The organism is Streptomyces sp. RGM 3693 (genome assembly GCF_050471125.1).
GTDB lineage: Bacteria > Actinomycetota > Actinomycetes > Streptomycetales > Streptomycetaceae > Streptomyces.
The window spans coordinates 62,584-88,492 of sequence record NZ_JBMPPQ010000004.1; the positions used below are offsets into that span (position 1 = coordinate 62,584).

Annotated in this window: 25 protein-coding genes; 7 read left to right on the forward strand and 18 right to left on the reverse strand. The window is 72.7% G+C overall.

The window, feature by feature from the left end; genetic code table 11:
* Positions 1 to 42 precede the first annotated feature (42 nt).
* Positions 43 to 492, forward strand: coding sequence for a cell division protein SepF (locus ACO0M4_RS36440; RefSeq protein ID WP_430375435.1), 450 nt, complete (start codon positions 43 to 45; stop codon positions 490 to 492).
* A gap of 103 nt (positions 493 to 595) precedes the next feature.
* On the opposite strand, the gene ACO0M4_RS36445 is transcribed toward ACO0M4_RS36440, so the two are convergent.
* Together ACO0M4_RS36445 and ACO0M4_RS36450 are read right to left on the reverse strand one after the other, a co-directional pair.
* On the reverse strand, positions 596 to 1,789 hold the full coding sequence (locus tag ACO0M4_RS36445; protein WP_430375436.1) for an acyl-CoA dehydrogenase family protein: 1,194 nt from the start codon (positions 1,787 to 1,789) through the stop codon (positions 596 to 598).
* A 135-nt stretch (positions 1,790 to 1,924) separates the two neighbouring features.
* Positions 1,925 to 3,616, reverse strand: coding sequence for an MFS transporter (locus ACO0M4_RS36450; RefSeq protein WP_430375437.1), 1,692 nt, complete (start codon positions 3,614 to 3,616; stop codon positions 1,925 to 1,927).
* Between the two features lie 224 nt (positions 3,617 to 3,840).
* Between ACO0M4_RS36450 and ACO0M4_RS36455 the strand changes: the two genes are divergently transcribed.
* Both ACO0M4_RS36455 and ACO0M4_RS36460 read left to right on the forward strand, forming a co-directional pair.
* Positions 3,841 to 5,034 carry a hypothetical protein gene (locus ACO0M4_RS36455; RefSeq protein WP_430375438.1) on the forward strand — a complete coding sequence of 398 codons (1,194 nt, stop codon included), beginning with the start codon at positions 3,841 to 3,843 and terminating at the stop codon, positions 5,032 to 5,034.
* A gap of 265 nt (positions 5,035 to 5,299) precedes the next feature.
* Positions 5,300 to 6,337 carry a phosphatase PAP2 family protein gene (locus tag ACO0M4_RS36460; protein ID WP_430375439.1) on the forward strand — a complete coding sequence of 346 codons (1,038 nt, stop codon included), beginning with the start codon at positions 5,300 to 5,302 and terminating at the stop codon, positions 6,335 to 6,337.
* 121 nt (positions 6,338 to 6,458) lie between these two features.
* Here ACO0M4_RS36460 and ACO0M4_RS36465 read toward each other — a convergent pair whose 3' ends face one another.
* A complete protein-coding gene (locus tag ACO0M4_RS36465; protein WP_430375440.1) occupies positions 6,459 to 6,677 on the reverse strand; it encodes an I78 family peptidase inhibitor in 219 nt (72 codons plus the stop codon).
* Positions 6,678 to 7,154: 477 nt separating this feature from the next.
* Between ACO0M4_RS36465 and ctaD the strand changes: the two genes are divergently transcribed.
* Positions 7,155 to 8,834 (forward strand): aa3-type cytochrome oxidase subunit I, encoded by a 1,680-nt coding sequence (gene ctaD / locus ACO0M4_RS36470; RefSeq protein ID WP_430376019.1) that lies wholly within the window; start codon positions 7,155 to 7,157, stop codon positions 8,832 to 8,834.
* A 48-nt stretch (positions 8,835 to 8,882) separates the two neighbouring features.
* Here the strand turns inward: ctaD and ACO0M4_RS36475 are convergent, their stop codons facing one another.
* The 3 genes from ACO0M4_RS36475 to ACO0M4_RS36485 form a co-directional block, all read right to left on the reverse strand.
* Complete coding sequence (locus ACO0M4_RS36475) at positions 8,883 to 9,734, reverse strand: hypothetical protein (protein ID WP_430375441.1); 852 nt, start codon at positions 9,732 to 9,734, stop codon at positions 8,883 to 8,885.
* Positions 9,735 to 9,817: 83 nt separating this feature from the next.
* The gene (locus ACO0M4_RS36480) at positions 9,818 to 11,089 is read right to left on the reverse strand and encodes a glycosyltransferase (RefSeq protein ID WP_430375442.1); all 1,272 of its coding nucleotides are present in this window, start codon (positions 11,087 to 11,089) and stop codon (positions 9,818 to 9,820) included.
* Between the two features lie 226 nt (positions 11,090 to 11,315).
* Positions 11,316 to 11,900, reverse strand: a complete 585-nt coding sequence (locus ACO0M4_RS36485; protein ID WP_430375443.1) for a transglycosylase family protein — start codon at positions 11,898 to 11,900, stop codon at positions 11,316 to 11,318.
* Between the two features lie 287 nt (positions 11,901 to 12,187).
* Between ACO0M4_RS36485 and ACO0M4_RS36490 the strand changes: the two genes are divergently transcribed.
* A complete protein-coding gene (locus ACO0M4_RS36490) occupies positions 12,188 to 12,985 on the forward strand; it encodes a hypothetical protein (protein ID WP_430375444.1) in 798 nt (265 codons plus the stop codon).
* A 170-nt stretch (positions 12,986 to 13,155) separates the two neighbouring features.
* A complete protein-coding gene (locus tag ACO0M4_RS36495; protein WP_430375445.1) occupies positions 13,156 to 13,449 on the forward strand; it encodes a hypothetical protein in 294 nt (97 codons plus the stop codon).
* Between the two features lie 55 nt (positions 13,450 to 13,504).
* Here ACO0M4_RS36495 and der read toward each other — a convergent pair whose 3' ends face one another.
* The 5 genes from der to aroH form a co-directional block, all read right to left on the reverse strand.
* Positions 13,505 to 14,974: a ribosome biogenesis GTPase Der gene (gene der / locus ACO0M4_RS36500; RefSeq protein WP_430375447.1), complete on the reverse strand. Its 1,470-nt coding sequence runs from the start codon at positions 14,972 to 14,974 to the stop codon at positions 13,505 to 13,507.
* 70 nt (positions 14,975 to 15,044) lie between these two features.
* A complete protein-coding gene (locus ACO0M4_RS36505) occupies positions 15,045 to 15,701 on the reverse strand; it encodes a lysophospholipid acyltransferase family protein (protein WP_390019182.1) in 657 nt (218 codons plus the stop codon).
* Positions 15,698 to 16,441, reverse strand: a complete 744-nt coding sequence (gene cmk / locus ACO0M4_RS36510) for a (d)CMP kinase (protein WP_430375448.1) — start codon at positions 16,439 to 16,441, stop codon at positions 15,698 to 15,700. Before cmk ends, ACO0M4_RS36505 begins: the two co-directional genes overlap by 4 nt.
* Before the next feature lie 131 nt (positions 16,442 to 16,572).
* Positions 16,573 to 17,658 carry a prephenate dehydrogenase gene (locus ACO0M4_RS36515; protein ID WP_430375449.1) on the reverse strand — a complete coding sequence of 362 codons (1,086 nt, stop codon included), beginning with the start codon at positions 17,656 to 17,658 and terminating at the stop codon, positions 16,573 to 16,575.
* Entirely contained in the window at positions 17,655 to 18,017 is a 363-nt protein-coding gene (gene aroH / locus ACO0M4_RS36520; protein WP_430375450.1) for a chorismate mutase, read from the reverse strand. Before aroH ends, ACO0M4_RS36515 begins: the two co-directional genes overlap by 4 nt.
* Before the next feature lie 139 nt (positions 18,018 to 18,156).
* On the opposite strand from aroH, the gene ACO0M4_RS36525 reads away from it, so the two are divergent.
* The gene (locus ACO0M4_RS36525) at positions 18,157 to 18,864 is read left to right on the forward strand and encodes a nucleotidyltransferase domain-containing protein (protein WP_430375451.1); all 708 of its coding nucleotides are present in this window, start codon (positions 18,157 to 18,159) and stop codon (positions 18,862 to 18,864) included.
* Between the two features lie 4 nt (positions 18,865 to 18,868).
* Here ACO0M4_RS36525 and ACO0M4_RS36530 read toward each other — a convergent pair whose 3' ends face one another.
* From ACO0M4_RS36530 to ACO0M4_RS36560, 7 genes are all read right to left on the reverse strand, one after another.
* A complete protein-coding gene (locus ACO0M4_RS36530; protein WP_430375452.1) occupies positions 18,869 to 19,684 on the reverse strand; it encodes a nucleotidyltransferase domain-containing protein in 816 nt (271 codons plus the stop codon).
* The gene (locus ACO0M4_RS36535) at positions 19,677 to 20,726 is read right to left on the reverse strand and encodes an ADP-ribosylglycohydrolase family protein (RefSeq protein WP_430376021.1); all 1,050 of its coding nucleotides are present in this window, start codon (positions 20,724 to 20,726) and stop codon (positions 19,677 to 19,679) included. Before ACO0M4_RS36535 ends, ACO0M4_RS36530 begins: the two co-directional genes overlap by 8 nt.
* Before the next feature lie 109 nt (positions 20,727 to 20,835).
* Complete coding sequence (locus tag ACO0M4_RS36540) at positions 20,836 to 21,942, reverse strand: pseudouridine synthase (protein WP_430375454.1); 1,107 nt, start codon at positions 21,940 to 21,942, stop codon at positions 20,836 to 20,838.
* Positions 21,942 to 22,625, reverse strand: coding sequence for an SMC-Scp complex subunit ScpB (gene scpB / locus ACO0M4_RS36545; RefSeq protein WP_430375455.1), 684 nt, complete (start codon positions 22,623 to 22,625; stop codon positions 21,942 to 21,944). Before scpB ends, ACO0M4_RS36540 begins: the two co-directional genes overlap by 1 nt.
* Entirely contained in the window at positions 22,622 to 23,755 is a 1,134-nt protein-coding gene (locus ACO0M4_RS36550; RefSeq protein WP_430375456.1) for a segregation and condensation protein A, read from the reverse strand. Before ACO0M4_RS36550 ends, scpB begins: the two co-directional genes overlap by 4 nt.
* Before the next feature lie 163 nt (positions 23,756 to 23,918).
* Positions 23,919 to 24,551 carry a hypothetical protein gene (locus tag ACO0M4_RS36555; protein ID WP_430376023.1) on the reverse strand — a complete coding sequence of 211 codons (633 nt, stop codon included), beginning with the start codon at positions 24,549 to 24,551 and terminating at the stop codon, positions 23,919 to 23,921.
* Positions 24,548 to 25,564, reverse strand: coding sequence for a ParA family protein (locus tag ACO0M4_RS36560; protein WP_390019158.1), 1,017 nt, complete (start codon positions 25,562 to 25,564; stop codon positions 24,548 to 24,550). The genes ACO0M4_RS36555 and ACO0M4_RS36560 overlap by 4 nt, the downstream gene beginning before the upstream one ends.
* Between the last annotated feature and the right edge of the window lie 345 nt (positions 25,565 to 25,909).

The window sequence follows — 25,909 nt, forward strand, 5'->3', positions numbered from 1 at the left end:
GGGCGAACGGAACGCACACGCCGCGGGTGAGAGGAGGCGTCAATGGGATCGGTACGCAAGGCGAGCGCCTGGCTGGGCCTCGTCGACGACAACGATGACGAGCGCTACTACGACGATGACTACGCCGAGGGACCCGAGTCCGCCGACTCGGGTGCCAACCCCTGGGTGACCGACCCCCGGGTCCGGGTGACCGACGAGGCCGCCCAGCACCAGGGCACCCGCATCGCCACGATCACCCCGGCCTCCTTCCGCGACGCGCGCGGCATCGGCGAACTCTTCCGGGACGGCGTCCCGGTGATCGTCAACCTGACGGCCATGGAGTCCGCCGACGCCAAGCGGGTGGTGGACTTCGCCGCCGGCCTCACCTTCGGCCTGCGCGGCTCCATCGAGCGGGTCGCCACCCGGGTGTTCCTGCTCACCCCCGCCGACTACAAGGTCGTCACCGGCGAGACCCGCGGCCCACGCAACGGCGGCTTCTTCAACCAGAGTTGAGGGGCCGCGGGCACCCCTTGCGACCGGGGGCCGGCCCGCGGCGCAACCGCAGTCGATTACCGCGTCCCCCGGGGAGCGCGACCATCAGAGGTGAGCCGACCGCTCACCGGAAGGCATCCAGTCCGGTGAGCGCCTTGCCCAGCACCAACTGGTGCATCTCCGCGGTGCCCTCGTAGGTCAGCACCGACTCCAAATTGGTGGCGTGCCGCATGACGGGGTATTCGAGCGAGATCCCGTTGGCGCCGAGAATGGTCCGGGCGGTGCGGCAGATGTCGATCGCCTCGCGGACGTTGTTGAGCTTGCCGAAGCTGATCTGCTCCGGCAGCAGGGTGCGGGTGTCGAACCGCCGCCCCAGGTGGTGCGCGAGCAGCAACCCCTTGTGGAGCTCCAGTGCCATGTCGGCCAGTTTGGCCTGGGTGAGCTGGAAGCCGCCGATGGGCCGGCCGAACTGCTCGCGGGTCCGCGCGTAGTCGAGCGCCGCCTCGAAGCAGGCCCGCGCCGCCCCCATCGAGCCCCAGACGATCCCGTAGCGAGCCTGTCCCAGGCACCGCAGCGGGGCACCCAGCCCCCGGGCCTCCGGCAGCACCGCGTCGGCGGGCAGCCGCACCTCGTCCAGGACCAGTTCGCTGGTGACCGAGGCACGCAGCGACCACTTGTGCTTGATCTCGGGGGCGGCGAAGCCGGGGCGGTCGGTGGGGACGACGAAGCCGCGGACGCCGTCGTCCGTGCGGGCCCAGACCACCGCGACGCCGGCCACCGACCCGTTGGTGATCCACATCTTGCGCCCGGTCAGCACCCAGTCGGAACCGTCCCGCTTGGCGTACGTCCGCATGCCCGCCGGGTCGGAGCCGTGGTCCGGCTCGGTCAGTCCGAAGCAGCCGATGACCTCACCGGAGGCCATCCGCGGCAGCCACTGCTGCTTCTGCTCCTCCGAACCGAAGCGCCAGATCGCGTACATGGCCAGCGAGCCCTGGACGGAGACCAGCGAGCGGATGCCGGAGTCGGCGGCCTCCAGTTCCAGGCAGGCGAGTCCGTACTGGACGTGCGAGGCGCCGGCACAGCCGTATCCGGTCAGGGACATGCCCAGGGCGCCGAGCGCGCCCAGTTCCCGGGCGAGTTCGTGGATACCGGGGAGCTCGCCGCGCTCGTACCAGTCGGCGACGTGCGGCAGGACCCGGTCAGCGGCCCACTGGCGGACGGTGGCGCGGACCGCGCGGTCCTCGTCGGTGAGCAGGTCGTCGAGGCCCAGGGGGTCATCGGGGTCGAAGGGCGGGAGCGGGGACGGCGTTGCGGGCATGGCGGGTCCTCCGGCGGATTCAGCGCTCGCGCGAAAAACTAGCAGTGGTAGTTACGCGCGTCCGACGGTACGGTCCCCGGCACCGCCCGGGCAAGGGTCCCCCGCCGGGCGGCGGACCTTTGAACCCGCCCTGGATCAGCGGCCGGTGCTCGCGGAGGCCGGCGCCCCCTCGCACCCGGCGGCCACCGGGCCCTCCTCAGCGGCGGCCACAGCACCGCCCTCGACAGCGGCCACAGCGCCCTCCTCGGCAGCGGCCTCGGCATCGGCCCGCTCCGCGGACTCCGCGGCCCGGCGCGGCAGCCGCAGCGCGATCCCCGCACCGACCAGCAGCAGCACCGCGCTGGCGACGAGGGTGACCCGCAAACCGTGGATGAAGGCGTCCCGGGCGGCCACCCGGAGCGCCTGCCGGGCATGCTCCCCGAGGCCGGCGGCGACCTTGTACGCCTCGCCGAGCGAGTGCGAGGCCGAGTGGGAGGCCCGGTCGGAGACCCCGGAGACGCGGTTCAGGCCCGGCGCGTAGGCGGCGTTCATCACGCTGCCGAGCAGCGCCACCCCGATCCCGGCGCCCAATTGGTAGGCGGTCTCGCCGAGCGCCGCCGCACCGCCGGCCTGCGCGGCCGGCGCCTCGCTGAGCATCGACTCGTACGCCCCGAACAGCGTGGACTGGAAGCCGAAGCCGAGCAGCACGAAGCCGAGGGACAGCTGCCAGAAGTGGTTCTCGCTGCCCAACGCGGTCAGCGAGACCACCGCGATCGCGGTGAGGGCGAAGCCGCCGACGACCATCACCCGCGGGCCGAGGGCCTGCAACAGCTTGGAACCGGTGAGTCCGGCGGCCATCGCGGAGAACACCAGCGGCAGCATCCGCAGCCCGGTCGCCAACGGGCTCAGCCCCAGCACCAACTGGAGGTACTGGACGGCGATCAGTTGCAGTCCGACGAGGGCGAGCATGGCGAGCACGATGCAACCGATGGAGGTGCCGAACGCCGGCCGGGCGAACAGCCGCACGTCGATCAACGGGTGGGTGCGACGACCCTGCCGACGGACGAAGAGGATCAGCAGCGCGGTGCCGACCACGATCGGCAGCAGCGTGCTCACCCCGACCACCGGGGCGCCGCTGCCCAGCCGCTTGACCCCGAAGACGATGCCCAGCACACCCAGCGCCGCGATGACCGCGCCCACCAGGTCCCAGGGCCCGTTGTGCTCGCCCCGCGACTCCGGCAGCAGCCAGCGCCCTATCAGGAACATCGCCGCCATCATCGGGATGTTGATCAGGAAGACCGAGCCCCACCAGAAGTTCTCGACCAGGAAGCCACCGAGCACCGGACCGACCGCGGCACCGACCGCGGCCACCGCGCTCCACACGCCGATGGCCACCGCCCGCTCCCGCCGGTCGGGGAAGACCTGGCGCAGGATCGACAGCGTGGCGGGCATGATCATGGCGCCGCCGATGCCGAGCAGCGCCCGGGCCGCCATCAGGGTCTGCGGATTGGGCGCGAGCGCGGCGGCGGCCGAGGCCAGCGCGAAGAGCCCGTAGCCGAGCAGCAGGACGCGGCGGCGGCCGACGCGGTCGCCGAGCGTGCCGAAGAGGATCAACAGCGAGGCCGCGATCAGCGGGTAGATGTCGACGATCCACAGCAACTCGACCGGCCCGGGCCGCAGATCCTCGGTGATGGAGGGCACCGCCACGTAGAGGATGGTGGTGTCCAGCGCGACGAAGAGCAGGCTGACGCAGAGCACGGTCAGCACGGTCCAGCGGTTCACGCCACCGCCTGTGTGCCGGGGAATACCACCCGTCCGCCCCCTGCCGGACGCGGTCGTCCCTGACATCCAGTACCTCCTGTCATGCGCTCGCCGTGCTGCGCTCGCGGCCGCGGTCCAGGGCGCGACGACGCACCGGCGGAACCGGCGGCACGGGCGAGTTGAGTCGTCAGACTACGCGAGTCCCACCGGGGCCCGCGTGGCCCACCTCACGGTGAGACGCTCGTCGCAGCCCTGACGTTCCCGCGGCCGTCTGGGACGGCCGCGCCCCCGCCACCTGGATAATCGACTGGGTGAACGATCTTGCCTCGACCGCCGCACCCGGCCGGACCCTGTGTCCGCCCGCCGTCCGTGCCGCGCTGCGCCGCGCCGTCCCCGGCCTGGCGGCGTACGCGGCGATCCGCCTGTGGGGGCTGGTCGTCCTCATGGTCTGGTCGGCCGCCAACGGCAAGGACTGGCACACCCTGCTGACCGCCCGCTGGGACTCCCTCTGGTACACCCGGGTCGCCGAGCAGGGCTACGGCTACACCGTCCACCTGGCCAACGGCGACGTCCACTCCAACCTCGCGTTCTTCCCGCTGCTGCCGGGGCTGGAGCGGGGCCTGTCGGCACTCACCCCGCTCTCCGCCGCGGACGCCGGGATGGCGGTGGCCTGGTTGACGTCGCTCGCCGCGGCCTGGGCGCTGTACGCCACCGGGGAGCGGCTGCACGGCCCGCGGGCCGGGGTGCTGCTGGCCGCACTGTGGGCCGCGCTGCCGGTCGGCATCGTCCAGTCGATGGCGTACTCGGAGTCGCTGTTCACCGCCCTTGCGGGGTGGGGCGTCTACTGCGTGCTCACCGGACGCTGGGTGTGGGCCGGCGTCCTGGCGTCGCTGGCCGGACTGACCCGACCGGTGGGCGCCGCGGTGGTCGCCGCGGTGTGGATCGCCGCGGCGGTGACGGTGGCGAACGAGCGGGCCGGCGGGGTCCGGCCGCGCGCCTTCCTCCACGGCCGGCACCGGCGGATGCTGCTCGGCGTCCTGCTGGCACCGCTCGGCTGGTGCGGATACGTCCTGTGGGTCAGCGCCCGGCGCGGATCGCTCACCGGCTACCTGGACGTCCAGGCCGGTTGGCACAACGGCTTCGACGGCGGGATCGCCTTCGGCACCTTTATCTGGCACCAGCTCACCGGGCCCGCGTTCGCCGCCGGCCTCGGCCTGTTGATCGGCGTCGCACTGGTCATCTGGCTGTACGTGCACGGCGTGCGCCAGGGCCAGCCGCTGCCCCTGGCGGTCTACGGCGGGACGGTGCTGCTGATCGCGCTCACCGCCAAGGGCTACTTCGGGTCGAAGCCGCGCCTGATGATGCCCGCCTTCCCGCTGCTGCTGCCGCTCGCGGCGGGGCTGGCCAGATGGCGCCCGCTGCGGTCGTGGCTGGTCATCGGAGTCGTGGCGGTCGGCTCGGCGGTCTACGGCGCGTTCTGGCTGAACGGCTCGGGCCCGCCGTGACCGGAAGATCCCGCTCCGTAATGTCCGCCCCAAGGAAAACGCGCCACGACACCCGTGCGAATGACGGATAAACTCCGCCGGCGAAAAACAGATAAGCACCTATGCCGGCGACACGCGGATGGCTGGAACAGAATCCAGTACCCGGGAAATTCTCTTCGAAATCCTGGGAACCCGGCCCGGATTGAGACCCATTCCACATCACATCGTCATTACAAAGCGCACGGTTTGACCAAGTGCATACATCACACGCGGTAACGTCGTTTGAGTGCGTACCGATGACAAGCTCGACCAGATGGAGGAGCACCTCCCGACCGATCGCGTCAGACCGCCGCGCATGACCCGGACCCGCCTGTGGCTGTTCTGGGGCACGCTGGCGGTGTACGCGGCGATCGTCGCCGGGGTGCTGGCCGACACCTCCCTGGTCACCCTCGACTGGCAGCTGATGCTCTTCCGGCCGTACAAGCAGTGGCCGGAGATCCACGCCTTCCTCGACTACTTCGTCGTGCTGGGGCAGCGCGGCCCGACCGCGGTGGCGGTGGCGGCCTGGCTGGGCTGGCGCTGCTGGCGGCAGCGCAACCTCCACCCGCTGCTGGTGCTCGGCGCCTCGCTGCTGCTGCTGAACATCACCGTCGGCGCCGCCAAGCTCGGGATGGGCCGCCTCGGCCCGCACTACGCGACGGTGGTCGGCTCCAACGAGATGTGGCTCGGCGGCGACATATTCCCCTCCGGCCACACCGCCAACGCCGTCGTCACCTGGGGCGTGCTGGCCTACCTGGCGACCACCCCGCTGCGCCGCCGCACCCTGTCGGTGATCGCCGCGCTGGGCGCGCTGGGCGTCGGAATGACCACCGTCTACCTCGGTACCCACTGGGTCAGCGACGTCCTGCTGGGCTGGGCCGCGGGCCTGCTGGTGCTGCTGGCGATGCCGTGGCTGGAGCCCGGCATCATCTGGGTCGAGGACCGGCTCATGGGCATCCTGCTGCGGCTCTGGCTGCGGCTGCGGCCCAATTCGCTGCGCGGCCCACTGCCGGCCGGCGCACTGACCTCCGAGGTCTCCCGGCAGCGGATCGCCCCCGACGGGGAGGTCCTGGTCCGCGAGGCGGTCGGCGCCGCCGCCGGCGGTCGCACCGCCCACGCCCCGGAGGGCTGGCCGCACCACCCGCCGCGCCCGCACACCTCCCGCGCTGAGCGCACCCCGGTCACCCCGACGGGCAGCCGCCGGCCGCCGCACGCGGACCGCGTCGCGCGCGGTACCGCACCGTTCGGCCCGCCCACCGGCCGCCCTCGCAACGGCACCGGCTGACGGACCACGGCGGCGGGTCCGGTACGCACCTCCTCCGCCCCGTACGAAGGCCCCGGCCGCTCCACCTGGAGCGGCCGGGGCCTTTCGTCGTGCCGGTCGGAAGAGCCGGGCCGGCGGCCCGTCAGCCCACCCAGCTGCGCGCCACCGCGCCGTCCTTGACCTCGAAATTGATCCGGCCGACGAGGTAGTCCATGGTGATCATCGCGCCCGGCGGGAGCGCTCTGACGGTGGCCCAGCCCCGGTCCCGGGCCCGCTCCTCCGCGGCCTCCTGGGGGAGGCCCACGTACGCCTCGGGGTCGTCCTGGATGTCCGGTGTGTCGCCGGGAAGGTTCGGTGCCATGGCAGCCACCGTAGGCGCCCGCGACGGCGCGCGGAAGGGCCGCCCCTCGCACATCCCCGTGACTCGACGGTCCCCCATTGGTCACACTTCTGTTACGACGAACGCTCCTGCGATTGCCGGAACCACCCTCACCCTTACGCGCCGTACGCCCCCGCATCCGGGTGGAAAACAAAGCGGCCGGAATTCCCCCTTGATCACACGCGGAAGGACGTGCCGCCGCTTCGGACAAGGCCGGACAGCCTGCCGGAATTAATCGTCCAACCGCCCCGGATTCCCCTTACCCGACATCCTTTTCCGGCCGTCGTGGAATTGGCCAACGAGACACATTCCACACACATTTCCCGCACATCACCCCGGGGTGCCCGACCGCGCCGGGCGGATCCCACCGGAACGGACCGGAGCGCCCCCTCGCTCTGCGTCCCGCGCCCGAGCATCATGACCGGGCACCGATACACCCCCGCCAACGAGGTGGAGCCGATGGTCAGCGAGATCTCCCGGGAGCACGCCCGGCCGCGCCCGGCACGACGTCGCGGGGCGGTGCTGGCGGACTGGCTGTCGACCACCGACCACAAGAAGATCGGGCACCTCTACCTGATCACCTCGTTCGGGTTCTTCCTCGTGGCCGGGATGCTGGCGCTGCTGATGCGCGCCGAGTTGGCCCGCCCCGGACTCCAGTTGATCAGCGCCGACCGGTTCAACCAGGCGGTGACCCTGCACGGCACGATCATGCTGCTGCTCTTCGCCACCCCAGCCTTCGCCGGCTTCGCCAACGAGATCATGCCGCTCCAGATCGGCGCCCCCGACGTCGCCTTCCCGCGGCTGAACATGCTCGCGTACTGGTTCTACCTCTTCGGCGGCCTGATGGTGCTGAGCAGCCTCCTCACCCCCGAGGGCGCCCCCTCCTACGGGTGGACCGCGTACGCCCCGCTCAACTCCATGGTGCGGATGCCCGGCATCGGCACCGACCTGTGGATCATGGGGTTGGCGCTCTCCGGATTCGGCACCATCCTCGGCGCGGTCAATTTCATCGCCACCATCATCGCCATGCGGGCACCGGGCATGACGATGTTCCGGATGTCGGTGTTCACCTGGAACGTCCTGTTCACCTCGGTCCTGGTGCTGATGGCGTTCCCGGTGCTGGCCGCGGCCCTGCTGGTGCTGGAGGCGGACCGGAAGTTCGGCGCGGTGGTCTTCGACGCCCGCTGGGGCGGGGCACTGCTGTGGCAGCACCTGTTCTGGTTCTTCGGCCACCCCGAGGTCTACATCATCGCGCTGCCGTTCTTCGGCATCATCACCGAGATCATCCCGGTCTTCTCCCGCAAACCGATCTTCGGATACGTGACGCTGATCGGCGCGACGATGGCCATCACGGCGCTGTCGGCGATGGTCTGGGCCCACCACATGTTCGCGACCGGGGCGGTGCTGCTGCCGTTCTTCTCGCTGCTGTCGTTCCTGATCGCGGTGCCGACCGGGGTGAAGTTCTTCAACTGGATCGGGACGATGTGGCACGGCTCGGTGTCGTTCGAAACCCCGATGCTGTGGTCGGTGGGATTCCTGGTGAGCTTCCTGTTCGGCGGACTCACCGGCGTCATCCTGGCCTCCCCACCGTTGGACTTCCACGTCACCGACAGCTACTTCGTCGTCGGCCACTTCCACTACGTGGTCTTCGGCACGGTGACCTTCGCGACCTTCGCGGGCTTCTACTTCTGGTGGCCGAAGTTCACCGGCAAAATGCTCGACGAGCGACTGGGGAAGATCCACTTCTGGCTGCTCTTCGTGGGCTTCCACACCACCTTCCTCGTCCAGCACTGGCTGGGCGTGGTGGGCATGCCGCGCCGCTACGCCGACTACCTCGCCGCCGACGGCTTCACCGCGCTGAACACCCTCTCCACCATCGGCGCCTTCCTCCTCGGCGCCTCCACCCTGCCGTTCCTCTACAACGTCTGGCGGACCCAGCAGTACGGAACCCGGGTCACCGTGGACGACCCCTGGGGCTTCGGCCGCTCCCTGGAGTGGGCCACCTCCTGCCCGCCGCCGCGCCACAACTTCGCCGCCCTGCCCCGGATCCGCTCCGAGTCCCCGGCCTTCGACCTGCACCATCCGGAGATGACCGAGCGACCCACCGGCATCCCGATGTCCGGGAAGCCCAGGGCCTGAGCCCGTCCCCGACGGAGCCGCACCGGATCCGGGTGCCGCGCGGCGCCCCTACTCCTGGCCGGCCGGACCAGTGACCCGTACGGCCAGGTCGTTGTCGAGCGTGTAATACGGGCCGATCCGGAGTTCCCGGTCCGCCGCCGGCACCGGCAGCGCCGGATAGCTGAACACCTGCTTCTTCTCCGGGACGTCGTCCAGCAGCCGGGCGATCCGGACCGGCGGTACGCCCGCGGCGGGGCACAGCCACAGGTCCCAGGGCTCGCTGCCCTGCCGCCAGCGGTCGGCCAACTCCCCGTGGGGGAGGGTGAAGCGGAAGTCCGGGCCGTCGACGGTCAGGGGGACGGCGACCGGGTGCAGGCCGGCGCGGCGGGCGCGGGCCTCCGCGTGGGCGCCGGCCGCCGGACTCGCCCCGTAGAGGCGGCCGGTGACGGTGATGCCCTCGGGGGCGACGAAGATGTCGCCGGCCTCGGCGTGCGGCCCGCGCAACCAGCTGCGCAGCGCGAGGTTGCCCAGCTTGGTGGCGTAGGGGATGCGCACCCCGAGCCGGCCGATGCCCGCCAGCGGCCGGCGGTCCACCAGTGACCGCAGGTCGTTGACGCCGGGCAGCAGCCGGCGCGGGTCGGCGCCGTCGCCGAGATCGGCGTAGGCGTGCCAACGGCCCTCGGCCAGTGCGACGGTGCTGGGCAGGACCGCGCGCAGCCGGCCGGGGCCGTTGGGCCCGAGCGGCAGCCGCACCTCGTCGTCGTCGGTGCCGTCGGTGGTGCCCGGGTCGTCGGCGCCGGCCCGAAGCCGCAGCACCAGGGCCGCGCTCCAGGTGGTGCCGGTGCCCTGAGGGACGTTCAGATCGAAGGTGAGGCCGCCCGCGGAGTCCGCGATGCAGTCGGCCTTCAGGTCCACGGGCACCGGCGCCCCTCCTCCCGTCGCGGCGGTCCGCCGCGGGCGCTCGGCCGCTCCGGGCCCGGTCGCGGGTGACTGCGTCGACGCGTTCATACCGTCCGAACCCCTCTCACCGCGGCCCGGGCGGTGTGCTTGGCCGCGTACTTGGTGGCGTACGCACCGCCGATCAGAGCTCCCCGCGCACGGTGCAGGGAGCCGCGCAGTCCGCTGCCGCGCCGCCGGGCGAGCAGCTCCCCGAAGAGCGCGGCGTGCCGTCCGGCAACCGCGGCCGGGTCGAAGCGGGCGGACGCGGCGAGCGCGGCGGCACCCAGCCGCGTACGGGCGTCAGCGTCGTCGATCAGCTCCAGCAGCGCCGTGGCCAGCGCCGCGGGGTGCCCGGCGGGCACCAGCCGGCCGGTGACCCCGTCCTCGACGAGTTCGCCCGGCCCATAGGGGCAGTCGGTGGCGACGACGGGCAGTCCGCAGCGCATCGCCTCGGCGAGGGCCGCGCCGGCGGGCTCCCGGCCGGCGGGGTCCACCGCGAGGGCGCCCTTGGCCCACTCGGACTCCAGGGGACCGGCCGGGCCCATCAGGAAGACGTGGTTGTACAGGCCCAGTTCGTCGATCAGGGCGCGCAGCGCGGGCTTCTCGGGCCCGCCACCGTAGATCCGCAGCCGCCAGTCGGGGCGTGCGGCGACCACCGCAGCGAAGGCCCGGACGAGGACGTCGTAGCGCTTGGCCCGGGTGAGCCGACCGGCCGCTACCACCCACCGGCCGGTGCCGTCGGCGGGTGCCAGCCGCGGTGCGGGGACCGCGCGGGGCACCGCCGCGACCCGGACGCCGGGCAGCCGCAGCCGACGCAGGTGGGCGCGGGCGTCCGCCTCGGTGGCGGTGACCAGCGCGTCCAGCCGCGGGTAGGCGCCGCGCAGCGCCAGTCGCAACTCCCGGCTGTGCGCGGCCAGGCAGTGCGGTTCCTGCCCGACCCGGAGCGGCCCGCGGCGGGTCTGCCGGGCGATGTGCACGGTGAGGCCGGGCCGGGTGCCGACCACCACGTCGGCCTCGGTCCGGCGCAGGTGGTCGGCGATCCGGCGGTCGGTGAGCTCGCTGTACTGGCCGAAGCGCGGCTCGGCGGCCGGGAAGACCCGGGCCGGCCGGGTGTGCGCCGGGTCCGTGCGGTCGCCGGCCGGGCCGTGCTCCCGGAGGTCCACCAGGTGCCGCAGCGCGACCCGGGGGCCGAGGTCGAGCGCCGGGGCGTCGCGGTGCCGCAGTACGGAGACGATCTCCACGTCATGCCGTTCGGCCAGCGCGTCCGCCAGGCCGAAGGTCGTCCGGACCGTCTCCCCGATGCCGTAGGCGTGGTGAATCAGGAATGAGATGTGCATCCGTCCCCGTGTCCCCTGGTCCCTCGCGCTCGTCCTGGTCCCCCCGCGGTCCGGGTGCCGCCCTCCTGGCGGCGCCCGGTCTCCGGCTGTTGAAAGGTTAGACCGCGAAACGGCCTTCAGGGTTGGGGGTATTGGCCAAGTCGTGCCGAAAAAGTTAGGGCATCGGTATGGCGCGGTGGGAACTCTTCCGGGGTGGGCACACCGCGCCCAGGTCGCGGGCCGCCGGTCAGCGCAGGTTCAGCCGGATGCCGATCCGCAGTTCGTCCGGGTACTCGCCGACGGCCTCCCGATTGGCCTCGTACAGCGCCCGCCAGCCGCCCTTGACGCGGTGTCGGCGTGCGATCCCGACGAGGGTGTCGTCATGCCGGACGACGTGGGTGCGGCTGCTTTCGAGCAGACCGTAACGCCGGGCGCACTCGGGCCAGGCGCCCCACCCCTGGGCGGCCTGGACCCGCTTCGCCACCTCGATCTGCTCGTCCCGGGTGGCGAGGTCGGCCCGCTTGGCGTACTTGAGGCCGCCGTACGCCTCCCACGTGGGCTGCCAGAACTGCAGGCCCCCGTAGTAGCTGTTGCCGGTGTTGATGTGCCAGTCGCCGCTGCTCTCGCACTCGGCGAGGCAGCCCCAGGGCCACTGGTCGTCGGCGCAGGCGTACGAGGACGGCCGGCCGCCGTCCTCCCCACCGCCGTCCCCGCCCGGTGACCCGTCGGCGGCGGCGCCGCCGGACAGGCACAGGACCAGGGCAGCGGCCGCCGCGATGAGCAGCCCGACGGATTCCACGCGGCGTCGCGGCGCCGAAGAGATGTCCGACATAGCCGGTGACGGTAGGCAGCGGGTCGCCGGGCGCCGGCACGCCGCGCCCTTCCAGGGGACGACCCCACCCCGTCCGGGGTACACAACGCGGCCACCTGCGCCAGGTTCTGCGCAGGAATTGGCAGTGCGTGACCATCCGGACGACGGCTTTCCACCGGTTCTTCGCCAGGCGCCGCGTGGTTCGATTCTGTTCGCGTCCGCGCGTGACTCTGCCGGGGGTCGCCCGTTGTCCTTGTACGAGCCGGGAGACCGCCCGGCAGCCGCTCATGAAGATCGAGGAGCCACCCGTGCCGCGCATGCTCGACGTCAGCGACGACGTTCGCGCCGAGATCGGCGACGAAGAAGCCGACCGGCTGCTGGCCGGAGAGGACGCCCCCGGCAGCTACGACTGCACGTCCTGCCGGACGCCCGGCAACAGCGAGCAGGAGCGCACCAGCACCGTCCTGTTCGTCGGCGAGGAGACCGCGGTGCTCGCGTTCGCCCATGCCACCTGCATCCCCTCGCAGGTCGTGCCGGTCTCCGAGGAACAGCTCCGCGGGGCCGTGCGCTCCATCACCGGCGAGGACGCCGCCCGCACCCCGAGCGCCCCGGCCGCCCCGATCCCGACCAGTGACCGCCAGGCCACCCTCGGCATCACCTGCGGCCTGGTGCTGATCAGGGAGGAGCTGCACCCGGCCCTCGTGGTCGAGCCCAACGGCCCGATCGCCCGCCCCGGTTCGACCAGCCTGGACGACGACTTCCTGCCGCTCCTCCTGGAGCACGGCTTCACCCCGGTGATGGACATGAACCAGCGCCCCGCCCCGATCGATGGCTGGTCCGCGCTGCTGGCCATGGGCAAGCTGCACGCCGTGCTCCAGCCCGGCACCACCGGCAACCAGTCCGCCTGGTGGCAGGCCCACCAGCCGCTGGCCGTCTCGGACGGCTGGCGCACCGCGGCCAACAAGGAGAAGACCGTGCTGATGTACGCGGCCCCCTCGGGCACCATCGGCCACCAGCCGCGCGAGGACCTGATGCGCCAGGCACTGGAGCAGGCCGCCGCCAAGGGCCTGCTGGTCGCCGCGGCGATGCCGCTGGCCGGAACCTGACCGTCCGCCCCTCGATCGCGGGAGCATGACCGTCCAACGGGGCGTGATTGCACCCGCGATCAGCCATTTCCCCCCGAAAGCCGCATCCCGTCGGCATCGGGGTCGTTGGCACCTACGTGCACGCATACGACCCCTCCCCCCGCGCCCACTTCCCCCACCCCATCCCCGGCATGCGTCCGGCTCGTGACCACGGGACGCCGCGCGGCGTCGACCGCGGTTCGGCCACGCCGATCTACGACGCGCTGTACGCCGAGTACCGCCGCGCCTTCCGGGCGCTGCCCGGGGACCGGACGGACGAGCCGGAGGTGCCGGAAGCGCTGCGCGGCGGCAATTGGGGCCGCGGCACGACGTCGCCGGGGCAGTGGGAGGTGGTGGGCCGGCAGCCGTTCCGGCCGCGGGGTCAGCTTCCGGCCGCCCTGCCACCGGGGCAGCGGGACGGCTCCCGGCCGCACGGCGGCCGCTGACCGGGGCCGGGCCGCCGCGGGCGGGGCGGGGAGCCGCCCGCGGACCGGGCCGCGGTTACTTCTTCTTGTTCTTGGTGCCGCGCTTCTCGCGGACCCGCACCGAGATGTGGATCGGCGTCCCCTCGAAGCCGAACTCCTCGCGCAGCCGACGCTCGACGAAGCGGCGGTAGCCCGCCTCCAGGAAGCCCGAGGCGAAGAGCACGAAGCGCGGCGGCTTGGTGCCGGCCTGGGTGCCGAAAAGGATCCGGGGCTGCTTGCCGCCGCGGATGGGGTGCGGGTGGGAGGACACGATCTCGCCGAGGAAGGCGTTCAGCCGCCCGGTGGGGATCCGGGTCTCCCAACCGGCCAGCGCGGTCTCGATGGCCGGCACGAGCTTGTCCATGTGGCGACCGGTGCGCGCGGAGACGTTGACCCGCATCGCCCAGGGGATCTGGACGAGGTCCCGCTCGATCTCGCGCTCCAGGTAGAAGCGGCGCTCCTCGTCGAGGTTGTCCCACTTGTTGTAGGCGATGACCAGGGCCCGACCGGCCTCCACGGCCATCGTGATGATCCGCTGGTCCTGGACGCTGATGGACTCCCCCGCGTCGATCAGGACGACCGCGACCTCGGCCTTCTCCACGGCCGCCGCGGTGCGCAGCGAGGCGTAGTAGTCGGCGCCCTCCTGGAGGTGCACCCGGCGGCGGATACCGGCGGTGTCCACGAACTTCCAGGTCTTGCCGCCCAGTTCGATCAGCTCGTCGACCGGGTCGCGGGTGGTGCCGGCGATCTCGTTGACGACCACCCGCTCCTCGCGGGCGAGCTTGTTCAGCAGCGACGACTTGCCGACGTTCGGACGGCCGATCAGGGCGATCCGGCGAGGACCGCCGACGGTGCCGCCGAAGGTCTGCGCGGGCGCCTCGGGGAGCGCTTCCAGCGCCGCGTCGAGCATGTCGCCGGTGCCCCGGCCGTGCAGCGCGGAGATCGGGTGCGGCTCGCCGAGGCCCAGCGACCACAGCATGGCGGCGTCGGCCTCGCCGGACTGGCCGTCGACCTTGTTGGCGACCAGGACGACCGGCTTGCCGGCGCGGCGCAGCAGCTTGACCACGGCCTCGTCGGTGTCGGTGGCGCCGACCTTGGCGTCCACCACGAAGACCACCGCGTCGGCGGCCTCGATGGCGAACTCGGCCTGCATCGCGACGGACGCGTCGATGCCGAGGACGTCCTGTTCCCAGCCGCCGGTGTCGACGACCTTGAAGCGGCGGCCGTTCCAGTCGGCCTCGTAGGTGACCCGGTCGCGGGTGACGCCCGGCCGGTCCTCGACGACTGCCTCGCGGCGGCCGATGATGCGGTTCACCAAGGTCGACTTGCCGACATTGGGGCGGCCGATGACGGCGAGCACCGGGAGCGGGCCGTGGCCGGCCGCGGCGATGTCGCCCTCGACATCCTCCAGGTCGAAGCCCTCTTCCGCGGCGAGCTCCATGAACTCCGCGTACTCGGCGTCGCCAAGCGCACCGTGCTCGTCGCCGGTGGGGATCTGCTCGTTCATGAAGTCCGTTCCTCGTTCATCCATGTGGTCGGTGGGCCGCTGAAGGGAGGGCCCACTGCTCAAGTGTCGGTCAGCGCCCGGTAAGGCGCCGGGCCTGTGCCAGGTGGGCGGTCAGCCGCTCCTGGATCCGTACGGTCGCCTCGTCCAGCGCCTTACGGGTGCGCCGCCCGCTGCCGTCGCCCGCCTCGAAAGCGTCGCCGAAGACGACGTCGATGCGGCCGCGCAGCCGCGGCAGGGCCGGGGTGAGCCGGCTGGGGCGTTCGGTGCTGCCGAGCACCGCCACCGGGACGACCTGCGCGCCGGAGCGCACCGCGAAGTATGCGAGGCCGGCTCGTAGGGAGGCGAAGTCGCCCTCGCCGCGGGTGCCTTCCGGGAAGATCCCCAGCACGCCGCCGGCCGCCAGTACGTCGAGCGCGTCGGTGATCGCCTTGCGGTCGGCGGACTGTCGGTCCACCTTCAGTTGTCCGATGCCCCGTAGGAACGGGTCCAGCGGACCGACGAAGGCTTCCTTCTTGATCAGGAAGTGCACCGGTCGGGGTGCGGTGCCCATCAGCATCGGGCCGTCGATGCCGTGGGAGTGGTTGACGGCGAGGATCACCGGACCGGAGGCCGGCACCCGCCAGGCACCCAGCACCCGCGGCTTCCACAGGCCGTACATGAGCCCGATGCCGATCCGCCGGCCGATCACGGCGCCGCGGGGGCTCGGCGCCTTGCCGCCGTCGGTCACCGGATGTCCCGCCCCGCCTTCTCGGCGCTGACACCCTCGATGAGGGTGACCACGCACTCGATGACCTGATCCAGCGTCAGGTCGGTGGTGTCGACCTCGACGGCGTCGTCCGCCTTGGCCAGCGGCGAGGTCTTGCGGGAGGAGTCGGCGGTGTCCCGCTTGATCAGCGCCTCGCGGGTGGCGGCCAGGTCGACCGCCAGCTGGGGGTTTGTGCCCTTGAGCTCGCCGTTGCGCCGGGCCGCCCGCGCTTCGGGAGAAGCGGTGAGGAAGATCTTGAGGTCGGCGTCCGGCAGGACGGTTATGCCGATGTCCCGGCCCTCGACGACGATGCCGAGCGGCGCCTCCGCGGCGATGGTGCGCTGCAGGTCGGTGATCACGGCGCGCAGCTCGGGGACGGCGCTGACCGCGCTGACCGCGGCGGTGACCTCCGGGCTGCGGATCGGGCCGGCGGCGTCCACCCCGTCGACGGTGATGGTCGGCGCCGACGGGTCGGTGCCGGAGACGATCACTGGCTTGACGCAGGCGTCGGCCACGGCGACCGGGTCGTTGACGTCGATGCCGTTGGTCAGCATCCACCAGGTGATCGCGCGGTACTGCGCACCGGTGTCGAGGTAGCCCAGGCCCAGCTTGCCGGCGACGGCCTTGGACGTGCTGGACTTGCCCGTGCCTGCGGGGCCGTCGATGGCGACAATCACTGCAGCCGGGGCGGTCCGGTCGGCGGTTTCCACGGTGACGAACACCTTTCTTGATACACACGGGGCGCGGTCCAGGGCGCTGGCTCCGGTCGTCGACCGGCAATCGGGAGTACGACGAAGGGGACCAGGGCCTCGGACAAGGTTACTGGCTCGCCCGCAGCGCGCCGTCCACGGTGTCACTGCCGGATGGACCACCCCCGCCCCCGCAGCTCCGCGGTCAGCACCGGCACCGCCTGCGGCTCGACCATGAGCTGGATGAAGCCGGCCTGCTGACCGGTGGCGTGCTCGATGCGGACGTCCTCGATGTTGACCCCGGCGCGGCCGGCGTCGGCGAAGATCCGGGCCAGCTCACCGGGCTGGTCGCCGATGTAGACCGCGACGATCTCGTAGGTGGCCGGGGCGGCGCCGTGCTTGCCGGGGACCCGCTCGCGGCCGGCGTTGCCGCGGCGGAGCACGTCCTCGATGCCGTGCACCCCGCTGCCGCGCTTCTCCTCGTCGGCGGACTCCAGGGAGCGCAGCGACCGGACCGTGGCGTCGAGGTCGGCCGCGACGTCGGCCAGGACGTCGGCGACCGGGCCGGGGTTGGCGGAGAGGATGTCGATCCACATCGCGGGGTCAGAGGCGGCGATCCGGGTCACATCGCGGATGCCCTGGCCGCAGAGTCGGACGGCGGTCTCGTCGGCGCCCTTGAGGCGGGCCGCGACCAGGCTGGAGACCAGCTGCGGGGTGTGCGAGACCAGGGCGACGGCCCGGTCGTGGGCGTCCGCGTCCATCACCACCGGGACGGCCCGGCACAGCGCGACCAGCTCCAGGGCGAGGTTGAGCACCTCGGTGTCGCCGCCGGGGGACGGGGTGAGCACCCAGGGGCGCCCCTCGAAGAGGTCGGCCGTCGCGGCCAGCGGCCCGGAGCGTTCCTTGCCGGCCATCGGGTGGGTGCCGAGGTAGCCGCTCAGGTCGCAGCCGAGCGCCTCCAGCTCGCGGCGCGGGCCGCCCTTGACGCTGGCGACGTCGATGTACGCCCGCGCCGCGCCGCGCCGGATCACACCGGCCAGCGCCGCCGCGACGTGCGCCGGGGGCACGGCCACGATGGCCAGGTCGACCACGTCCGGGGCCGGCTCGGCGGTGCCGGCGCCAAGCGCGGCGGCCGTCAGGGCCTGGGCGTGGTCGTGGTCCTCCAGGTACACCTGGACGCCGCGGGCGCTGAGCGCGAGGGCGGCCGAGGTGCCGATCAGGCCCGTTCCGATGACGAGTGCGGTTCTCACTGGGCGATGTCCTTCCGCAGCGTCGCGGCCGCGCCGAGGTAGACGTGGGCGATGCCGGCCTTGGACAGCCCGGTCTCGACGTGGGCGAGCACCCGCACCACCCGTGGCATGGCGCCGGCCACGTCCAGCTCCTGGGCGCAGATCAGCGGGACGTCGGTGATCCCCAGGGCGCGGGCAGCGGCGGCCGGGAAGTCGCTGTGCAGATCGGGGGTGGCGGTGAACCACACGCTGATCAGATCGTCCGGCACCAGGGCGTTGCGCTCCAGTATCTCGGTGAGCAGCTCGCCGACCTGCTCCCGCATGTGCTCCGCGTCGTCCCGCTCCAGCTGGACGGCTCCGCGCACGGCCCGTACCGCCACGTTGCTGCTCCCCTGCGTCGTGTGCCGCGTACACGTCCGCGTACGCACTGATCAGCGTAACCAGCGTCACTGACAGCCGTGTCCCGCGCTCCCGGGAATCCGGTGGCCGGCAGCGTCCCGGGCCGGGGACAATCCCGGCATGCCGACCGCTCCCGCAGCCCCCTCCGGTCATGAACTCGTCACCGCGCACACCGTCTACGCATGCGTGATGGGCTCGCGCGCCTTCGGGCTGGCCACCGAGGCCAGTGACACCGACCGGCGCGGGGTCTATCTCGCGCCCACCGCGCTCTTCTGGCGGTTCGAGAAGCCGCCGACCCATGTGGAAGGGCCGCGCCCGGAGGAGTTCTCCTGGGAGCTGGAACGATTCTGCGAGTTGGCCCTGCGCGCCAACCCCACCGTCCTGGAATGCCTGCACTCCCCGCTCGTGGAACACGCCGACGCCACCGGCCGGGAACTGCTCGCCCTACGCGGCGCCTTCCTCTCCCGCGAGGTGTACGAGGTCTTCGTCCGCTACGCCGCCGGGCGACACAAGCAGCTGCGGGCCGATGCCGCACGGCACGGCGCGCCCCGCTGGAAACAGGCGATGCACCTGCTGCGCATGATGGCCGGCGCCCGCGACCTGCTCCGTACGGGCGTGCTGGGGCTGGAGGTCGGCGCGGCCCGCGAGGAGCTGCTGGCGGTGCGCCGCGGCGAGGTGCCGTGGGAGGAGGTGGAGCGCCGGCTCGCGGTGCTGTCCGCGGAGACGGAGGCGGCGCTGCCCGGCTCGCCGCTGCCCGTGGGGCCGGACCGGGCCCGGGTCGCGGACTTCCTGCACCGCACCCGCCGCGCCTCGGCCCTGCGGGGCTGACCGCTCAGATGCCGGCCGCGGCGGCGCCCAGCCGGACCCGGACGACCAGGTCGTGCAGCGCGTCCCGGCCGGCCGGCGCCGTCGGCAGCGCGGTGGCGGCCTGGGCGTCGTCGAGCCGGGCGTGCAGCGCCGCGACGTCGGCGCGCAGCCGGTCCGGGGGCACCACGTCGCCCGCAGGGCCGTGTTCGGCCGCCTCCTTGGCGGCGATCAGTTCCGGTACGTAGGCGGGTGCGTCCGGTTCGCCGGCCAGGGTGGGCAGGTGGGGTTGCAGCCGGCCGGCGGCCATGAGGTGGATGCCGGTCAGCAGCACCCGCAGGGTGTACAGCAGCGGCTTCAGCTCGCCGGTCTTCTCGAAGAGCCGCCACTGGGTGCCCGCGAAACCCCGGTAGTGATGGGCGTGATGGGCGGTGAGGAGGCCGGGCGCGAGCGCGGTCAGCTCCCGGTGGACCGGCGTGGTGTGCACGACCAGGGGGGAGAGCAGCTGCTCCAGGACGTAGCCGTTGGGCCGCAGCAAGAGGCGGGCGAACTTCCGCAGGTCGTGCGTGACGAGGTCCATCTCCACGCCGTCGTGCTCCCCCATGAGGGTCCGGGTCTCCTCCGGCTCGCGCAGCCCCACGAGGTCGGCGGCCGGCAGCAGGTGGACGCCGCGCAGGTCCACGTCGGAGTCGCGGGAGGGGAAGCCGTACAGGTGGGCGCCGGAGACCGTGGCGAAGAGCAGCGGATCACGCTGTTGCGCGAGGAGGGCGGCCAGGTCGACGGCGGGCAGGCCGGCCGCCCGTAGGACCGCGTTCCGGTCCGCGGCTACGGAGGTCTCAGGCATCCCAGGCCGCCCCGAGGGCCAGGAGTTCCGTGCGGTACTCGATGCGGGCGGCCCACTCCTGGGGCCAGGCGTCGGCGCCGAGCCGGGCGCCGGCGAAGGCACCGGCGAGGCAGGCGATCGAGTCGGAGTCGCCGGAGGTGCAGGCGGCCCGGCGCAGGGCGGTGACCGGCTCGTCGGGGAAGAGCAGGAAGCACAGCAGGCCGGTGGCCAGCGCCTCCTCGGCGATCCAGCCGGCGCCGGTGGCCAGGCACGGGTCGGCCTCCCGGTCCGGTGCGGCGAGCGCCGCGTCCAGCCGGTCCAGGACGCCCAGGCAGTCGTCCCAACCGCGGGCGATGAACGCCGCCGGGGACGGGTCCTGGGAGCGCCGCCAGAGGTCGCCGAGCCAGTCCTCGCGGTAGGTGGTGCGCTGGGCGTGGGCGTGGGCGCGCAGCAGGCCGGGCAGCTCGACGGGGCGCGCGCCGTCGGCGAGAGCGCGCACGGCGTACGCCGTGAGGTCGCTGGCGGCGAGCGCGGTGGGGTGCCCGTGGGTGAGCGCGGACTGCAACTGGGCGGCACCGGCGCGCTGCCCGGGGGTGAGTCCGGGCACCAGCCCGAGGGGCGCCACCCGCATGTTGGCGCCGCACCCCTTGGACCCGATCTGACTGGCCTCCGCCCAGGTCCGGTGCACGTCGGCGAGCAGTGCACAGGCCCGGAGGCAGGTGCCGCCCGGTGCCCGGTTGTTGTCGGGCGAGCGCCACCAGGCCACGTACTCCTGCCGGACCGGCGGGGCGAGCGTCGCGGCGGTCAGCTCGCCGCCGTCCAGGGCCGTGCGCAGTCCGCCTCCCAACGCCAGGGTCATCTGGGTGTCGTCGGTGACGAAGGCGGGCTCGGGCAGGTCCATCTCCCGCCAGGGCCCGCACTTGGCGAGGATCGCCGGTACGTCGTTGAACTCCGTCGGGAAGCCGAGCGCGTCACCGAGCGCCAGCCCGATGAGCGAACCGGTCGCCGCGGTCGGTGCACCCACCGGTACGCCCGTCGATGCGCCCGTCAGCGGTGCCCGCATCGATTCCCCCATGAAAAACCACCCCTTAACGTCATGATGACACTAAGGGGTGGTGGGTGGCCTCCGCAAGCGACGGCCGGCCCCGACGGACCTCGACGGGCGCCGATCCTTAGAGATCGACCTCCCGCATCAGCATCCCGACCTCGGTGTTGGTCATCCGGCGCAGCCAACCCGACTTCTGGTCGCCCAGCGCGATCGGGCCGAAGTGCGTACGGACCAGCTTGTCCACCGGGAAGCCGGCCTCGGCGAGCATCCGGCGCACGATGTGCTTGCGGCCCTCGTGCAGGGTGACCTCGACGAGGTAGTTCTTGCCGGTGTTCTCCACGACCCGGAAGTGGTCGGCCCGGGCGTAGCCGTCCTCCAGCGGGATGCCGTCCTTGAGCCGCTTGCCCAGGTCGCGCGGGAGCGGGCCCTGGATGGCCGCCAGGTAAGTCTTGGTGACGCCGTAGCGCGGGTGCGTGAGGCGGTGGGCCAGCTCACCGTGGTTGGTGAGCAGGATGATGCCCTCGGTCTCGGTGTCCAGCCGGCCGACGTGGAACAGCCGGGTCTCCCGGTTGGTGACGTAGTCGCCCAGGCACTGGCGACCGTCCGGGTCCTCCATCGTGGAGACCACACCGGCGGGCTTGTTCAGCGCGAAGAAGAGGTACGACTGGGTGGCGACTGTCAGGCCGTCGACCTTGATCTCGTCCTTCTGCGGGTCGACCCGCAGACCCTGCTCCATGACGACCTTGCCGTTGACCTCGACCCGCGCCTGGTCGATCAGCTCCTCACAGGCGCGCCGGGAGCCCATACCGGCCCTGGCCAGCACCTTCTGGAGCCGCTCGCCCTCCTGCTCACCAAAGGTCTTGGGGGTCTTGACCTGCGGCTTGTCGTAGCGGGCGCGGTTGCGCTCCTCGATCTTGGCGTCGTACTCGCGGGGCCGCGCGGGGGCCTGGCCGCGGCCGCGCTGCTGACCGGTGCCCTTACCGCCCGGCCGGCCGCCCTGGGACGCGCCCGTACGCGGACCGCCCTTGGCGCCGCCGCGGGCCGCCGCGCCCCGGGCGCCACTCGTCCCACGGCCGCCGCGCTCGTCGCCGCCGGCGGATCCGCCCACGTCGTAGCGGCGCTCCTCGGGACGGGGGCGGCCCGCGCGCTGCTGCTTGTCGTCCCGCTTGTTGCCTGCGCCGCGGTAGTTGCCCTTACCGCCGCCGCTGCTGTTCCTGCCGCTGCTTCGCATCAATGATCCGTCTGAGAGTCGCCGCTGTCGTCTACGTCGAACGACGGGATACCTTCCGGGGAGTCGCCCTCAACCGCGTCCGCCTCCGGGAGGAACGGTGCCAACTCAGGGAGCTCGTCCAGGCCGCGCAGGCCCATCCGCTCCAGAAAGTAATTCGTCGTCCTGTACAGGATCGCACCTGTTTCAGGTTCCGTCCCCGCCTCCTCCACTAGGCCGCGCTGGAGGAGCGTGCGCATCACGCCGTCGCAGTTGACTCCGCGGACGGCCGAGACGCGGGAACGGCTGACCGGCTGACGGTACGCGACCACGGCCAGAGTCTCCAATGCGGCCTGGGTCAGCCGGGCCTGCTGGCCGTCCAGGACGAAGCTCTCCACCGCGTCCGCGTACGCGGCCCGGGAGAAGAACCGCCACCCGCCGGCCACCAGCCGCAGGTCGAAGCCGCGGCCCTGCCGGGTGTAGTCGTCGGACAGCTCGCGCAGCGCCAGCGCCACCGCCCGGCGGGGCCGCTGGAGCACCCGGGACAGGTGCTCCTCGGTCGCCGGCTCGTCGACGACCATGAGGACGGCCTCCAGCGCGGGCTTCAGCTCCAGTGCGGCCACGCCCAGCGCGCCGGCCGGCGTCTCCTCGGGCGCACCGCGCTCCCCGGGCCCCTGCTCGGTGCTCTCGTATCCCACGCCGCTCACGCCGGCTCCTCCTGCTCTTCCGTCTCCGCGCGGTCCGCCGTGTCGTCCGCGTCCTTGTCGGCCGGCCCGCCCGCTTCCCGGTCGAACTCGTCGGTGACCTGGGGGGCGGCCCCCGCCACGCCCGTCCACCGGACCATGAGCGCGCCCAGCGCCTCCTCCTGGTCCAGGGCGACCACCCGCTCCCGGTAGAGCTCCAGCAGCGCCAGGAAGCGCGCGACGACGGTGAGGGTGTCCGGGGCGTCGGCGATCAGCTCCTGGAAGCCGGCCGCGCCGGCCGCGCGCAGCTGCGCCATCACCACCTCGGCCTGCTCCCGGACGCTGACCAGCGGCGCGTGGATGTGGTCGACGTAGACCTGCGGTTCCGCACGGGGCTGCATCGCCTTCACCGCGAGCTTGGCGAATCCCTCCGCCCCGATGCTGATCACGACCTCGGGCAGCAGCTCCGCGTGGTGCGGTTCCAACCCGACGGTACGGGGGAAGCACCGCGCCTCCTCGGCCAGCCGGCCGCTGAAGATCTCCGCGATCTGCTTGTACGCGCGGTACTGGAGCAGCCGCGCGAAGAGCAGGTCCCGGGCTTCCAGGAGGGCGAGGTCGGCCTCGTCCTCCACTTCGGCGACGGGCAGCAGCCGGGCCGCCTTGAGGTCGAGCAGGGTGGCCGCGACGACCAGGAATTCGGTGGTCTGGTCGAGGTCCCAGTCCGGCCCCATGGCCCGGATGTGGGCCATGAACTCGTCGGTCACCTTGGAGAGCGCGACCTCGGTGACGTCCAGCTTGTGCCGGGAGATCAGCTGGAGCAGGAGGTCGAAGGGCCCCTCGAAGTTGTCCAGTCGGAGCGTGAACCGGCCGTCCCCGCCCGCCGGGGGCGCCTCCGCGGCCCTCTCCGGCCCGTCCACGGAAGCCTCCACGGCCGCCACCGCGGCCTCCTGTGGAGCCGTCCCCATGGACTGCACCGTCTGCGCCGCCGGGGCCGCCACGACGCCCTCCGCGCCCTCCACGACCCCCTGCGGGGCCGTCACGACGGGCGCCTCGGGGCCCGTCGCCAGAACGGCGCCCGGCCCCCGTCCAAGGGCACGGCGGGTGTGGTGCGGGGCGGGGGGAGTGTCGTCGGCGGCGGCGTCGGTCGTCGGCATGGCGGTCCAGGGTGCTGCGGTCCCGCGCCGGGGCGGGGGCTGGTCACGGCGGGACACCCCGCCGAAGTGGCAGGCTATCCCGCCGCGCGCCGGGCGCCGGCCCCCAGGGCGTGTCGGACGGGCCTAGGGCGCTTCTGACGGATCTCCGTGGCCTCGCGGTGCCCTAGCGGCCCCGGAGCCGCCGTACCAGGATGCTGGCGTCCCCGCGCGACTCCAGGTCGGCGAGGACCACGGCCACCGCCTCGCGGACGATCCGGCCGCGGTCGACCGCGAGGCCGTGCTCGCCGCGCAGGACCAGGCGGGCGTGTTCGAGGTCCATGAGCTCCTCGGCGGAGACATAGACGGTGATCTTCTCGTCGTGCCGTTCCCGGCCGCTGGGGCGGCGGTTGGCGCCGCGCGACCGACGGCGGCCCGAGGCACCGGCCGGCGCCGCGGCCTCCCGCTCGGCGCGGGCCGCGCGGTCGGCCGGCGTCCGCTGCCCCGCGGGAGCCTCCGCCTCCGGCTCGCGACCGCCGTGTTCGACCGGCGCCGCGGTGGGCGCCGTACGCGTCGCGCCGGAGGCGCCGTCACCGGCCGCCGGGGCCTCACCGTCCGGGCCGCCACCGGCCCGCCGCCGACGCGCCGCGGGGGCCTCCCCGGCCGTGTCCGGCGTGGGGTCCGACTCACCGGCCGGCGCGGGCACCCGGGCGTCCTCGCCCCCGGTGGCCGCGCCACCGGCCGGACGGCGGGGAGTGGACGACTGCAGCCCCACTCCCCCGGTCGTGCGGAACAGTTCGTCGGCTCCCGGCAGACTCACTCGGCGTGACACCGGGCGAGCACCTCCCTGGCGAGCTGGCGATAGGCCGCGGCCCCCACGGAGTTGGAGGCGTAGGTGGTGATCGGCTCACCGGCGACGGTGGTCTCCGGGAAGCGGACCGTACGGCCGATGACGGTGTGGTAGACGTGATCGTCGAACGCCTCGACGACGCGCGCCAGGACCTCGCGGCTGTGCACGGTCCGGGAGTCGTACATCGTCGCCAGGATGCCGTCCAGCTGGAGTTCGGGGTTGAGCCGCTCCTGGACCTTCTCGATCGTCTCGGTGAGCAGCGCGACACCGCGCAGCGCGAAGAACTCGCACTCCAGCGGCACGATGACCTTGTGAGCGGCCGTCAGCGCGTTGACGGTCAGCAGGCCGAGCGAGGGCTGGCAGTCGATGACGATGTAGTCGTAGTCGGGCAGCAGCGGCTTCAGGGCCCGCTGGAGCGTCGACTCACGGGCGACCTCGCTGACCAACTGCACCTCTGCCGCTGACAAATCGATATTGCTGGGCAGCAGGTCCATGTTGGGGACCGCGGTCTTGAGCAGGACCTCGTCGGCCGACATGCCCCGCTCCATGAGCAGGTTGTAGACCGTCAGATCCAGTTCCATCGGGTTGACGCCGAGCCCGACCGACAGCGCGCCCTGCGGGTCGAAGTCGACGAGCAGCACCCGGCGGCCGTACTCGGCGAGTGCGGCGCCCAGGTTGATGGTCGAGGTGGTCTTGCCGACCCCGCCCTTCTGGTTGCACATCGCGATGATCTTCGCCGGACCGTGGTCCGACAGCGGCCCCGGGATGGGGAAATAGGGAAGGGGGCGCCCGGTCGGGCCGACCCGTTCGCGGCGCTGGCGCGCGGCGTCCGGAGCGAGCGTGGCCGCGTATTCGGGGTCCGGCTCGTACTCGGCATCCGGGTCGTAGAAGTGCCCCGCGGGCAGGTCGTCGTAGTCGGCGAGACGGGCGGGTTCTCCACTGCCCCGGTCGCCGGCCATGGCGTTCACGTGTTGGCCGTCCATGCTCTGGTGGGCTGTCGTGGAAGTGCTGTGATGGGCTGCGACGGTGTGGACCGCTACGGAGCCGACAGCCTCGCGCCCCGAGGGACCCTGGCCCCGTGCAACCGCTCCTGGCCGACCACCTCCGGGAGTAAATGTCGACTCATTCACAAGTCGTCTTACCTCCTTGGATGGGACCAGGAAACTTATCGATAGGTCAGCGTGGCACCATGCCGACGGTTGGCGACTCTATGGCGTGTCGGGCGTCCGCAGCAACACAATCCGCCGGACCCGGCCCGATGTGTCGGTAACAGAACCCCCCGATGTCAAGAGTGCACAGCGCACAAGACGGATGTTTCGGGGGTACGC

Coding starts and splice junctions, on each gene's coding strand:
- der (WP_430375447.1), bottom strand. CDS start 14,974: ATGAACGAGCAGATCCCCACCGGCGACGAGCACGGTGCGCTTGGCGAC.
- ACO0M4_RS36550 (WP_430375456.1), bottom strand. CDS start 23,755: ATGCCGACGACCGACGCCGCCGCCGACGACACTCCCCCCGCCCCGCAC.
- ctaD (WP_430376019.1), top strand. CDS start 7,155: ATGGTCAGCGAGATCTCCCGGGAGCACGCCCGGCCGCGCCCGGCACGA.
- ACO0M4_RS36440 (WP_430375435.1), top strand. CDS start 43: ATGGGATCGGTACGCAAGGCGAGCGCCTGGCTGGGCCTCGTCGACGAC.
- ACO0M4_RS36530 (WP_430375452.1), bottom strand. CDS start 19,684: ATGCCTGAGACCTCCGTAGCCGCGGACCGGAACGCGGTCCTACGGGCG.
- ACO0M4_RS36445 (WP_430375436.1), bottom strand. CDS start 1,789: ATGCCCGCAACGCCGTCCCCGCTCCCGCCCTTCGACCCCGATGACCCC.
- ACO0M4_RS36560 (WP_390019158.1), bottom strand. CDS start 25,564: ATGGACGGCCAACACGTGAACGCCATGGCCGGCGACCGGGGCAGTGGA.
- ACO0M4_RS36465 (WP_430375440.1), bottom strand. CDS start 6,677: ATGGCACCGAACCTTCCCGGCGACACACCGGACATCCAGGACGACCCC.
- ACO0M4_RS36540 (WP_430375454.1), bottom strand. CDS start 21,942: ATGCGAAGCAGCGGCAGGAACAGCAGCGGCGGCGGTAAGGGCAACTAC.
- ACO0M4_RS36495 (WP_430375445.1), top strand. CDS start 13,156: ATGCGTCCGGCTCGTGACCACGGGACGCCGCGCGGCGTCGACCGCGGT.
- ACO0M4_RS36450 (WP_430375437.1), bottom strand. CDS start 3,616: ATGTCAGGGACGACCGCGTCCGGCAGGGGGCGGACGGGTGGTATTCCC.
- ACO0M4_RS36525 (WP_430375451.1), top strand. CDS start 18,157: ATGCCGACCGCTCCCGCAGCCCCCTCCGGTCATGAACTCGTCACCGCG.
- ACO0M4_RS36480 (WP_430375442.1), bottom strand. CDS start 11,089: ATGCACATCTCATTCCTGATTCACCACGCCTACGGCATCGGGGAGACG.
- ACO0M4_RS36485 (WP_430375443.1), bottom strand. CDS start 11,900: ATGTCGGACATCTCTTCGGCGCCGCGACGCCGCGTGGAATCCGTCGGG.
- ACO0M4_RS36535 (WP_430376021.1), bottom strand. CDS start 20,726: ATGCGGGCACCGCTGACGGGCGCATCGACGGGCGTACCGGTGGGTGCA.